Genomic DNA, 10,462 nt, shown 5'->3' with positions numbered 1-10,462 from the left:
TGGCGGTACAGCACCACGTCCTTGGAGCGGTGTTTCGCCACCAGCGAAAAGCCCATCGCCTCGAACAGCGGCTCGAGCAGGCCGGGGGTGGGGGATGCGAATTCGACGAATTCGAACCCCATCAGGTCCATGGGATTGTCATACAGATCAGCCATTGCTGCACTCCTGCCCACACGGGGCAACGGAAAAGACGAACGAAAAAACCGGAGGGAAAAGTGCGTTCGTCAGGCAGGAGGCGCGCACGGCCTGCCCCGCACGCTGCGTGCGAGGTGATCACCGTGGATGAGGGCGGAGCCGTGCATGAGGGTTGGAGCCTGCCGGACGGCGGCGGTTCCGGGCTGGAACCGCCGCGTCGGCTGCTGCATTGTCGGCCCTGCTGGGCCAATCGGCAAGCGGCGGCGCACGACCAGCGCCGCTCGCATACTTACTTCTTCGCTGCCTTGGTGTCGGCGTCGGCCTTGGCCTTCTCCAGCTTGGCCGTGATCCTGGTGCGATCCTTGTCGGTCTTGGCGCCCGCCATGTCGCGCATGGCCTTGGCTTCGGCCTTGGCCTTCGTGTGGGTGGCCTTGGCGGTCTTGTCGCAGTCCTTCTCGGCCTGGCCCTTCATGGCCTCGCACTGCTTCTTGGCGGCCTTGTAGTCGGCATCGGCCTTCTTCTCGGCGGTCTTGGCTTCGGCCTTGGTGCCCACCTGCACCGAGGTGGTGCCGGCGGCGGTGGCGGCAGGCGCGCCAGGGGTGGCGGCAGGCGCCGGGGTCTGGGCGGCGGCCAGGCCGGAGAACAAGGTGATGGCGGCGGCGGCGACGCAAGTAAGGATGGTGTTGTTCATCTGTTTTGTCCTGGATGCCGGGAAGTCGGCTTTCCTTCAACGTCCGGCAGGCCGCCCGGCTTGTAGGAGAAGGCGCCGTGCTGCGCCACGCGGACCGGAAATGCCGAGTTAGCATACGTCTTTGGCTGCCTGGCGCGACGATGCGGATTCTGCTGGTGGAAGACGACCGGGTGCTGGCCGACGCGCTGTCGCGGGCGCTGGTGCAGTCAGCCCACGCCGTGGACATCGTCGCCACCGGCGAGGCCGCCGATAGCGCGCTGGCGCTGGCCGCCTATGATCTGGCCGTGCTCGACATCGGCCTGCCGGGCTTGAGCGGGCTGGACGTGCTGCGGCGCCTGCGCGGCCGCAAGTCGACGCTGCCGGTGCTGATGCTCACCGCCTTCGACACCCTGGAAGATCGCGTGCGCGGGCTCGACCTGGGCGCCGACGACTACCTGGCCAAGCCGTTCGACCTGCCCGAGCTGGAGGCGCGGGTGCGGGCGCTGCTGCGGCGCGGCACCAACTCGACACCGGACCTCGAGCACGGCCTGCTGCGGTTCGACACTGTCGGGCGCCGCGTGTACCACGACAAGCGGCCGCTGGAGCTGTCGCCGCGCGAGCTGGCGGTGCTGGAGCTGCTGATGATGCGCCAGGGCCGCGTGGTCAGCAAGGAGCAGATGGCCAACCACCTGTACGGCTGGGACGAGGAGGTGGGCGACAACGCAATCGAGGTCTGCGTCTACCGCCTGCGCCGCAAGCTCGAGCCGCTCGGCTGCGAGATCCGCACCGTGCGCGGCATGGGCTACCTGATGGACCGGGTCGATGCGCAAGCCTGAGCCGCGGCTGCAGCGCAAGCTGCTTGCCTGGCTGATCGGCCCGCTGTGCGCGCTCTTCGTGTTGGATGCCGCGGCCGCCTACTGGGGCTCGTTGCGCTTTTCCAACCAGGCCTACGACCGCGCGCTGCACGAGATCGCGCGCGAGATCGTGCTGCACGTGAAGGCAAGCGGTGGCGCGACCCGCTTCGAGCTGTCGCCGGCCGCCGAGCACATCCTGCTGGTGGACCAGGACGACCGCCTGTTCTACAAGCTGGAGAGCGAGCAGGGCGAGCTGCTGGGCGGCGAGGCATCCCTGGCCAGTTCGGCACCGGCCCCGGTGCGCGGCGGCCGGCCCGATTTCCGGGCCGGCCGCGCCGGCGGGCAGGACGTGCGGATGGTCGATGCCTGGCTGCCGCTCGACGAGCGGCCCGACAGCCCGCTGGTGCACGTACTGGTGGCCGAGACGCTGAACAAACGCACCCGGCTGGCCTGGGAGATGCTGGCCAGCGTGGTGGTGCCGCAGCTGCTGCTGATCCTGATGGCCACGCTGACGGTGTGGTTCGGCGTCTCGCGCGGCTTGCAGCCGCTGCAGCGCCTGCGTGCCGCCGTTTCCGACCGCTCGCACCGCGACCTGAGCCCGATCGACCTGCATGACGTCCCCGGCGAAGTGCGTCCGCTGGTGCAGGAGGTCAACGACCTGATGGCGCGCCTGGGCCAGACCTTCGACTTCCAGAACCGGTTCGTGGCCGACGCCGCCCACCAGCTGAAGACCCCCGTCAGCGGACTGAAGGCGCAGATCGAACTGGCGCTGCGCGAGCAGGATCCGTGGCGGGTGCGGCATTCGCTGGCGCAGCTTTATGTCAGCGCCGACCGGCTGTCGCGGCTGGTGCGCCAGCTGCTCTCGCTGGCGCGCAACGAACCGGGCGCCCTGTCCACCGTGCAGCTGCAGCCGCTGGACCTGGAAGCGTTCGCGCTGGAAGTGAGCATGGAATGGGCGCCGCACGCGATCCGCACCGGGATCGACCTGGGCTTCGAGGGCCAGCAGCGTCCGCTGGTGATCGATGCCGACCGCGACCGGCTGCGCGAGCTGGTCAACAACTTGATCGACAACGCCATCCGCTACAGCCAGGCCGGTGGGCGCGTCACGGTGCGCACGGAAGCGGCCGAGGCTGGCCAGTGCCGGCTGGCGGTCAGCGACGACGGCCCGGCGATCCCGCTGCAGGAGCGCGCGCGGATCTTCCAGCGCTTTCACCGCCTGCTGGGAACGCACGAGGACGGCAGCGGCCTGGGCCTGGCGATCGTCAGCGAGATCGCCACCCTGCACGGCGCACGCATCACGCTGGAGGAGGACGTCGACGGGATCGGCAACACCTTCAGCGTCTTCTTCGCGGCATCGGCCGGCCAGCCGCCTTCGTCAGCTGGCTGACAGCTGGCGGTCACCTGGCTGACAGCCGGCGGACAAGGCCCGGTCAGCGTGCGGGCCTAGCCTCGACACGCACGGATCCATACCGGATCCGGGACCGTCCACCGAGGAGACACCATGGCCTTTCTTTCGAGTCCGGAGTTCTGGATCGCGCTGTCCCAGATCATCCTGATCAACATCGTCCTGTCGGGCGACAACGCCGTCGTCATCGCGCTTGCCTGCCGCTCGCTGCCGCCGCACCAGCAAAAGAAGGCCATCCTGTTCGGCAGCCTGGGCGCGATCGTGCTGCGCATCGTGCTGACCTTCTTCGCCGTCTACCTGCTGACCTTGCCCTATCTGAAGCTGATCGGCGCCGCCCTGCTGCTGTGGATCGGCATCGGGCTGTTGAAGGGCGACGACGGCGAGGAAAAGCTCGAAGGCCATTCGAACCTGGCCGCCGCCGTCAAGACCATCATCGTCGCCGACCTGGTGATGAGCCTGGACAACGTGATCGGCGTGGCCGCGGCCGCCAAGGGCAACCTGCCCCTGCTGGTGTTCGGCCTGGTGATCAGCATTCCCCTGATCATCTTCGGCAGCACGCTGATCCTCAAGCTGATGGGGCGGTTCCCCGTGATCATCACGCTGGGCGCGGGGCTGCTCGGCTGGGTGGCCGGCGAGATGGCCTTCGGCGACCCGGCGGTGCATGGCTGGGCCCAAGCCCACCAGGGTCTGCACAACGTGGCGCCGGTCGCCGGCGCGGTGCTGGTGGTGGCCGTCGGCAAGTGGCTGACGATGCGCAACGCAACGCCTGTCGCGGCTGCCGGCTGAAAGGGAGGACGCCATGCGACACCTGCTCGTTCCCATCGATCCCGGCAACGCCGAGCGCACCCGTTCGGCCGTCGCCGAGGCGATCCGGCTCTACCAGCAAGAGCCGGCCGAGATCCACCTGCTGCGCGTTCGCCCGCGCGTCTCGGGCCACGTCGTCATGTTCTTCGGCAAGTCGGAGCTGCGCCGACTGCAGCAGTCCGCCGGCGACGAAGAACTGCAGTTCGCCTGCTCGCTGCTGGCGGCGGCGGGCGTGCCGTGCACGACTTGCGTGCTGGTCGGCCGCAGCGCGGAAACCATCGCCCGGGCGGCGCGCGCCATCGGCTGCGACCGCATCGTGCTGGGCGAAGACCAACCCGGCCTGGGTGGCCGGGTGTTCGGCTCGCTGGCCCAACAGGTGCGGCACCTGCTCGGAACCGCCGGCGAGTTCCAGGTGATCGGCTCCTGAGGGCCGGTCTCAGCTGGAGCTGGGCTGCACCAGCCAGTTCACCGCCCCGGTCAGGTCGGTGAACACTTTCAGCTGGAGCCCCTGGCCCTGCGCCGCCGCTTCGCTGACCCGGGTGATCTTGTCCTCGGGCACCAGCGACGCCATCCGTTCCAGGTGCGACAGGAAGCGCGCGGCCAGCAGGCCCAGGGCCTGGTGCTCGCGCGGCCCCAGCGTCCCGTCCACGTCGGTCAGGTCGATCAGCAGGCGTTTGTCTCCGTGCTCGCGGGTACGCGCCCGGATCACGCGCACCACCTCCTGCGCCTGTTCGGCAAAGGCCCGTCCGGTGATCTCGACTACCGACATGGCGGTGCCGCGCTTGTACCTGAGGTGAAAGGGCATGGCGCCAATTCTCGGCGGTGAGCACGCCGGCGCCAAGCGGGAAGGGCTAAGTCAGCAAATGAGGCCGGTCCTTGCTGCTGTACAGCTCGCCGTACGCCGCCTTGGCGCGCTGGATCCGCTGTACGTCGCCGACCCAGGTTTCCAGCGCGCTGTTGGCGCCGACGCCGCTGCGGCCGCGCGGCACGCGAAATTCCGGCGGCTTGAGCTCGGGCTCGGGCTCGGGCGAGGGGGAAGCAGAAGGGCTGACCATGGCGGGCGACTGAAGCGAAATCCTACCCGGCGCGCGGCGGATTGTCTGTAGGCGCAGCGCCAGCTTGTCCGCGGCTACCATAGTGCGATGGAAACACTTGCAGTGGGTTGCGGCGCCGGCTTTTCGGGCGACCGCACGGATGCGGCGGCGCCGGTGGTCCGCACGCTGGTCGAGCGCGGCGGCCCGGCCGCGCTGATCTTCGAGAACCTGGCCGAGCGCACGCTCGCGCTGCAGCAGCTGGCCCGCCGGCGCGACCCGGCGCTGGGCTACGAGCCGCTGCTGGTGGAGGAGCTGCGCCCGATCCTGGCCGACTGCCTGCGCCACGGCATCACCATCGTCGGCAACTTTGGTGCCGCCAATCCGCACGGCGCCGCGGCCGTCATCCGAGTGCTGGCCTCGCAGCTGGGCTTGCCCGCGCCCCGGGTCGCGGTGGTCGTCGGCGACGATCTGTCCGACGAGCGCGGCCGCGCCATCGTGCGGGCTCGACTGGAGGGCGAGTTCGACGCCCAGCGCTTCGTCTGCGCCAACGCCTACCAGGGCGCGATGGAGATCGCCGCCGCCATCCGCGCCGGCGCCCAGGTGGTGGTGACCGGCCGCGTGGCCGACCCGTCGCTGGTGCTCGGGCCGGCGGTCGCGCATTTCGGCTGGGGTCCGCAGGAATGGGACAAGCTGGCCGGCGGCACCATGGCCGGCCACCTGCTGGAATGCGGCGCCCAGGTCAGCGGTGGCTACTTCGCCGACCCCGGCCGCAAGGAAGTTCCGGACCTGGCCAATGTCGGCTTTCCGATTGCCGAGATCGCAGGCGACGGCAGCTGCATCGTCGGCAAGGCGGCCGGCACCGGTGGGCTGGTGGACTGCCGCACGGTCAAGGAGCAGCTGCTGTACGAAGTGCACGACCCGGCGGCCTACCTCACGCCCGACGTGGTCGCCGACATCACGCAGGCCACCGTCACCCAGCTCGGCCCGGACCGCGTGCGCCTGTCCGGCGTGCGCGGCCACCCGCGCACAGCCACGCTGAAGGCGCTGGCGTACTTCGACGGCGGCTGGCTGGGCGAGGCCGAGATCTCGTACGCCGGCCGCAGCGCCGAAGCGCGTGCCCGGCTGGCGCTGGAGGTGCTGCGCCAGCGCATGGGCGCCGGGCTGGCGCTGCGCTGCGACCTGATCGGCGTGGCCAGCATCTTCGGTGACGACGGTGGCGCCATGCTGCGCGGGCTGGCCGCGGGCGCCGCCACCGACGTGCGGCTGCGCGTGGCCGTGCGCCACGAGCAGCTGGAGGTGATCGACCGGCTGCTGCGCGAAGTCACCGCCTTGTGGACCTGCGGGCCGGGCGGCGGCGGCGGCGTGCGCACCGCCAAGCGCCAGCGCCTGTCCAGCCGCGCCTGCCTGGTGCCGCGTGAGCTGGTCCCGGCCAGCCACTCATTTGCTTGATGGGGACCCGACGTGAACGAAGCCTGCCTGTACGACCTGGCCCACGCCCGCACCGGCGACAAGGGCAACCGGATCAACATCAGCCTGATTGCCTACCGGGCCGAAGACTACGCGCTGCTGGCCGAGCAGGTCACCTGCGAACGGGTGGCCGGGCACTTCAGCCATCGCAACCCGGCCAGCGTGCAACGCTACCTGCTGCCCAACCTGGGCGCCATCAACTTCGTGCTCGACGAGGTGCTGGACGGCGGCGTCAACGATTCGCTCAACCTGGACGCGCACGGCAAGTCGCTGTCGTTCCATTTGCTGGAGCTGAAGATCCGGGTGCCGGCCGCCGTGGCCGCTCGGGTCTCCTAGAATCCGGCTGCAATCCAATTCAAGGAGACATCCCGTGCGATCCATTCTGAGCTGCCTCGCCCTCGCGGCCGCCACCTTGCTGGGCACCTCGTCGGCGCTGGCCCAGGCGTTCCCGAGCAAGCCGATCCGGGCGGTGGTGCCATTCGCCCCCGGCAGCGCCACCGACCAGATCGGCCGCGCCTTTGCCGCCGAAATGGCCAAGGCACTGAACCAGACCATCATCGTGGACAACAAGCCCGGCGTGAACGGCATGCTGGGCGCCGCCGAAGTGGCCAGGGCCGCGCCGGACGGCTACACCATCCTGATCGGCACCAACAGCACCAACGCCGCGCTCAAGTTCCTGATGAAGCAGCTGCCCTACAACCAGGACACGGCGTTCGCGCCGCTGGGCTACCTGGGCTCGGTGCCGCTGATCGTGGCGGTCAACAACGATGTGCCGGCCAAGACCCTGCGCGAGCTGGTCGACATGGCCAAGGCCAGGCCGACCCACGTGACCTTCGCCAGCGCCAGCACTTCGCAGCTGGTGTCCACCGAGATGCTGGCCAGCATGGCCGGCGTGCAGCTGACCAACGTTCCGTACAAGAGCGGCCCGGCCGCCATGACCGACCTGATCGGCGGGCAGGTGAACATGTTCACGGCCGATTTCGCGGTGATGCTGCCGCAGGTCAAGGCCGGCAAGGTCCGCGGTCTGGCCGTCACTTCGAGCAAGCGCTCGGCCGCGGTTCCGGAGCTGCCCACCGTCAACGAGGCGCTGGGCCTGAAGGACTACGAGCTGATCGCCTACTTTGCGATGTTCGCGCCGGCCGGCACGCCGGCGGATGTTGTGGCCAAGCTGAACGCCGCCATCAACACGGCAGCCAACACCAAGGAACTGCAGGACAAGTTCGCCAACATCGGCTTCGCCGTGGAGCCGGGCACGCCGCAGGCGCTGGCCGAGCGTTCGGTCAAGGAGACCGCCAAGTGGGGCAAGGCGATCAGGGACGCGAAGATCGAACCGCAGTAAGCGGGGCGATCCAGCAAGGGCGGCCGCGGGCCGCCTTTTTGTTGCGCGCTAGGCGGACCGCGGCAGCGTGAACCAGAACACCAGGCCGCCCTGCGGGCCGGACTCGGTCCAGATCCGGCCGCCGTGGCGTGCCACCACGCGGCGCGCGCTGGCCAAGGCGATGGCGTCGCCGCCGGACTCGCCGTCCACCGTGAGCAGCCCGTGCGGCGCCGACAGGTCGGGCGGCAAGACCAGGTCCGGCACGGCCGCGTTGTCCCGCACGAAGAACGCGCCGTCGGCGCCGCGCCCGACGCAGATCACCGTGTGCTCGCGCCCCGCGCCGGCCTTCCAGACCGAGCCCACCAGGTTGTCCACCAAAGTGCGCAACAGCCGGGCGTCGCCCTCGGCCACCAGTCCCGGCTCGACTTCCACCCGCGCGTCGCGCCCCGGCTCCTGCGCTCGCAGCAGCTCGGCCGAGCATTCCACCAGCGCCGTCAGGTTGACGCTGCGCGGTTCCAGCTCGGCCCGGCCCACGCGCGCCAGTTCCAGCAGCGCCTCCACCATGCCCTCCATGCGTGCCACGCCGGCGCGGATGCGCGAAAGAAAGTGCCGTGTCTTCTTGTCCTGCAACCCCGGCAGCCGGTCTTCTGCGGCACGGCTGAATCCGCTGATGCCCGCCAGCGGCTCGCGCAGCTCATGGGCAACAGCCTGCGTGAAGGATGCCAGCTCGTCGTTGGTGCGCCGCAGCTCCTCGGTGCGCTCTCGCACGCGCCGCTCCAGTTCCTCGTTCAGCTGCAGCAGGCGCGCATGCGCTTCGTGGGCGGCGGTGACGTCCGTGAACGACACCGCGATGCCATGCTCGGAGGGGAAGGCGCTGACGCGGAACCACATGCCCAGCGGCGGGTACGGTGCATCGAAGCGGCGGGTGACGCCTTGCCCCATGGCCTGCCGGTAGGTGTCTTCGAACACGGTGCCGCGCGCCTCGGGGAATACCTCCCACAACTCCCGACCCACCAGCTCCCCCGCCGGTTTGTCCAGGTACTGTTCGGCGGCCGCGTTGACATACGTCAGCCGCCACTGCCGGTCCAGGGTCATGAAACCGTCGGTCAGGCTGTCCAGCATGGTACGCATGCGGTGCGCGTGCTCGCGGTGCGCCTTGGCGGTGGTCTTGCTCGCGTCGATGTCCAGCCAGGCGCCCTGCACGCCCACGACCTCTCCGGCAGGGTTGCGCACGGCCGCACCGATCACGCGCACCCACAGTTCCTGCCGGCGCCGGTTGAGCGCCCGCACTTGCAGGTCGAACGGGGTGCCGCTGGCGACGCACGCCACATAGGCCTGCAGCAGGCGCTCCCGGTCTTGCGGCGCGTACAGGCTCAGGATGTGCCGGCCCATGGCGCCCTGGTGCGACACCGGTGCCTGGTGCAGGCTCAAGGCCTTGTTGGTCGAGCTCAGCCTTGAAGTCGCCAGGTCCACCGACCAGGCGCCGAAACCGCTGAGGGTGGGCGCGATCTTGAGCATCATTTCGGCCTCGTTCAGCTTGCGCTGCTGCAGCCACTGGGGCGTGACGTCGCGCGCGCTGCCCTGGTAGCCGGCGAAGCCGCCGCCGGCATCGAACAGGGGGCTGCCGCTGACCGAGAAGTAACGCGGACCGTGCGTGCCGCCTTCGACCATGCAGACGAAGCCATGGAAAGGCCGCTGCGGAGCCAGCTCGCGCCGGTGATCGTCCCAGCTGCCGTGCACCGGCACCGCGCCGGGCACATCCCAAGGCGCGCGCCCGAGCATCGGCTGCAGGTCGAAATCGGTCGGTGCGCCGGCCGACCGGACGCGCACGAAGCGGTGCCCGGCGTCCTGCTCCCAGGACCAGGCGGCAGGCGTGACGGCCGGCGTCTGCGGCGCGCGCGCGGCGGCTGGGAGGTGGCTGGCGGGGTGGCTGAGCAAGGGTGGTTTCTCCAGGGGGCCGATCCGGTCCCCTCTTCATCGCGCCAATCATGCCCAAGGCCGACGGCCCGGGACAGGGTCAGCCCGGATTGGCTGCGCAAATGGCGCGAATCGCCCAGCTTTTCACGCTCCGCGACGGGGTGAACACCTTCTCGGTACTTCGCGCCAAGCTCAGGCCAGGCCCAGCCCCTTGAGGTAGACGTCCACCGCGCGCGTGCCGCAGGCTTCCAGATCGAAGGCCTGCGGGTCCAGCAGCCAGTTCTGGATCAGCCCGTCCACCAGTGCCTGCAGGCCTTGCGCGGCGGTGGCGGCCGGGATGCCCAGCCGCACACCGCGCGCCGCCGCGCTCTTGAGCAGCAGCAACCTGATCCGGTCGAGCCAGCCATTGCGATTGCGCAGGTGCCGCTCGCGCACCGCGCAGAGGCTGTCCACGTATTCCACCTTGAGGGTGGCGACCTCGAACACGCGGCGCGTTTGCGGGTCCGTCACGGTCTGGTGCAGCGCATAGCGCAGCGCCTGCCGCAGTGCGGGCAAGGGGTCGGGGTCGTGCGCGCCCTCCAGTTCAGCCGCGGCGGTTTGCAGCGGCAGGGTGACGCGGTCGAGCATGGCATTGAACAGGTCCGCCTTGTCCTTGAAGTGCCAGTAGATGGCGCCGCGGCTGGTGCCGGCGGCCAGGGCGATGTCGTTCAGCGACGTGCCGGCCACGCCTTGCGCCTGGAACACGCGCTCGGCCGCATCGAGCAGGGCGTTGCGGGTGGCGAGGGCATCTTCCTTGGAGCGGCGGACCATAACCCTGCCGACTATACATCCAAGCTTGTATGTATACTTCGCCGCTGC

The 10,462-nt window shown here is 69.8% G+C and carries 12 protein-coding genes and 1 pseudogene; 7 read left to right on the top strand and 6 right to left on the bottom strand.

Annotated features, from left to right (window positions below):
- Window positions 1-155: pseudogene (locus JWP65_RS04750) on the bottom strand (4-hydroxyphenylpyruvate dioxygenase); the annotation flags it as partial.
- Between the two features lie 269 nt (window positions 156-424).
- Window positions 425-826, bottom strand: a complete 402-nt coding sequence (locus tag JWP65_RS04745) for a cell envelope biogenesis protein TolA (protein WP_299760841.1) — start codon at window positions 824-826, stop codon at window positions 425-427.
- Window positions 827-966: 140 nt separating this feature from the next.
- Between JWP65_RS04745 and JWP65_RS04740 the strand changes: the two genes are divergently transcribed.
- The 4 genes from JWP65_RS04740 to JWP65_RS04725 all read left to right on the top strand — a co-directional run bounded on the left by JWP65_RS04740 (window position 967) and on the right by JWP65_RS04725 (window position 4,295).
- The gene (locus JWP65_RS04740; protein ID WP_299760839.1) at window positions 967-1,641 is read left to right on the top strand and encodes a response regulator transcription factor; all 675 of its coding nucleotides are present in this window, start codon (window positions 967-969) and stop codon (window positions 1,639-1,641) included.
- Complete coding sequence (locus tag JWP65_RS04735) at window positions 1,628-3,046, top strand: sensor histidine kinase (protein ID WP_299760837.1); 1,419 nt, start codon at window positions 1,628-1,630, stop codon at window positions 3,044-3,046. Before JWP65_RS04740 ends, JWP65_RS04735 begins: the two co-directional genes overlap by 14 nt.
- A 114-nt stretch (window positions 3,047-3,160) precedes the next feature.
- Entirely contained in the window at window positions 3,161-3,850 is a 690-nt protein-coding gene (locus JWP65_RS04730; RefSeq protein WP_299760835.1) for a TerC family protein, read from the top strand.
- A 13-nt stretch (window positions 3,851-3,863) separates the two neighbouring features.
- Window positions 3,864-4,295, top strand: coding sequence for a universal stress protein (locus tag JWP65_RS04725; protein ID WP_299760833.1), 432 nt, complete (start codon window positions 3,864-3,866; stop codon window positions 4,293-4,295).
- Between the two features lie 9 nt (window positions 4,296-4,304).
- On the opposite strand, the gene JWP65_RS04720 is transcribed toward JWP65_RS04725, so the two are convergent.
- Both JWP65_RS04720 and JWP65_RS04715 read right to left on the bottom strand, forming a co-directional pair.
- Window positions 4,305-4,673: an STAS/SEC14 domain-containing protein gene (locus JWP65_RS04720; RefSeq protein ID WP_299760831.1), complete on the bottom strand. Its 369-nt coding sequence runs from the start codon at window positions 4,671-4,673 to the stop codon at window positions 4,305-4,307.
- 46 nt (window positions 4,674-4,719) lie between these two features.
- On the bottom strand, window positions 4,720-4,923 hold the full coding sequence (locus JWP65_RS04715; protein ID WP_299760830.1) for a hypothetical protein: 204 nt from the start codon (window positions 4,921-4,923) through the stop codon (window positions 4,720-4,722).
- 87 nt (window positions 4,924-5,010) lie between these two features.
- On the opposite strand from JWP65_RS04715, the gene JWP65_RS04710 reads away from it, so the two are divergent.
- Genes JWP65_RS04710 through JWP65_RS04700 form a run of 3 tightly spaced genes read left to right on the top strand, consistent with a single transcriptional unit; the run spans window position 5,011 to window position 7,708 of the window.
- Window positions 5,011-6,351, top strand: coding sequence for an acyclic terpene utilization AtuA family protein (locus JWP65_RS04710; RefSeq protein ID WP_299760828.1), 1,341 nt, complete (start codon window positions 5,011-5,013; stop codon window positions 6,349-6,351).
- Between the two features lie 12 nt (window positions 6,352-6,363).
- The gene (locus JWP65_RS04705) at window positions 6,364-6,705 is read left to right on the top strand and encodes a hypothetical protein (RefSeq protein WP_299760826.1); all 342 of its coding nucleotides are present in this window, start codon (window positions 6,364-6,366) and stop codon (window positions 6,703-6,705) included.
- 34 nt (window positions 6,706-6,739) lie between these two features.
- Window positions 6,740-7,708 carry a tripartite tricarboxylate transporter substrate binding protein gene (locus tag JWP65_RS04700; RefSeq protein WP_299760824.1) on the top strand — a complete coding sequence of 323 codons (969 nt, stop codon included), beginning with the start codon at window positions 6,740-6,742 and terminating at the stop codon, window positions 7,706-7,708.
- Between the two features lie 48 nt (window positions 7,709-7,756).
- Here JWP65_RS04700 and JWP65_RS04695 read toward each other — a convergent pair whose 3' ends face one another.
- A complete protein-coding gene (locus JWP65_RS04695; protein ID WP_299760822.1) occupies window positions 7,757-9,625 on the bottom strand; it encodes a PAS domain-containing protein in 1,869 nt (622 codons plus the stop codon).
- A 171-nt stretch (window positions 9,626-9,796) separates the two neighbouring features.
- Window positions 9,797-10,414, bottom strand: coding sequence for a TetR family transcriptional regulator (locus tag JWP65_RS04690; protein ID WP_299760820.1), 618 nt, complete (start codon window positions 10,412-10,414; stop codon window positions 9,797-9,799).
- Window positions 10,415-10,462: the final 48 nt, after the last annotated feature.

This window comes from Ramlibacter sp. (genome assembly GCF_028292805.1).
Taxonomy (GTDB): Bacteria; Pseudomonadota; Gammaproteobacteria; order Burkholderiales; family Burkholderiaceae_C; genus Ramlibacter.
This window is presented reverse-complemented; position numbering and strand designations above follow the sequence as displayed.